1 rRNA gene is annotated in these 519 nt (G+C 49.3%); it reads right to left on the minus strand.

The features are described from left to right. A 23S ribosomal RNA gene (locus QZM15_RS33945) occupies positions 1-265 on the minus strand; the annotation flags it as partial. Between the last annotated feature and the right edge of the window lie 254 nt (positions 266-519).

Here is a 519-nt window from a genome sequence, read left to right on the forward strand (position 1 = left end):
GGCTCATCCCATTTCGCTCGCCACTACTTTGGGAATCTCGGTTGATTTCTTTTCCTGCGGTTACTTAGATGTTTCAGTTCACCGCGTTCGCTTCACATGGCCTATGTATTCAGCCATGGATACTCCATAAGGAGTGGGTTTCCCCATTCGGACATCTACGGATCAAAGCTTGTTTGCCAGCTCCCCGTAGCTTTTCGCAGGCTACCGCGTCCTTCATCGCCTGTGATCGCCAAGGCATCCACCACATGCACTTGTTCGCTTGACCCTATAACGAGTCTGTCTCATCGACAGTCGCTACAGGTTGAGTTCTCGCGTGTCGCTCAGCGTTAGTGCTTTAGCACTTACGCTGAGCCCACACTACGTGTGTGCCGTATTCCAAAATCGAGCCGAACATGAAGTTCGAATCATCTTGAGATACATCGATACAATCACAACCCGGATAGTTTCCACGTCCATCTCAAAGACGCTTCCGCTATCCAAATTACTTACTTCTTCCAGATTGTTAAAGAACGACAGCCG

It is taken from the genome of Burkholderia sp. AU44665, from assembly GCF_030504405.1.
Classification (GTDB): Bacteria; Pseudomonadota; Gammaproteobacteria; order Burkholderiales; family Burkholderiaceae; genus Burkholderia; species Burkholderia semiarida.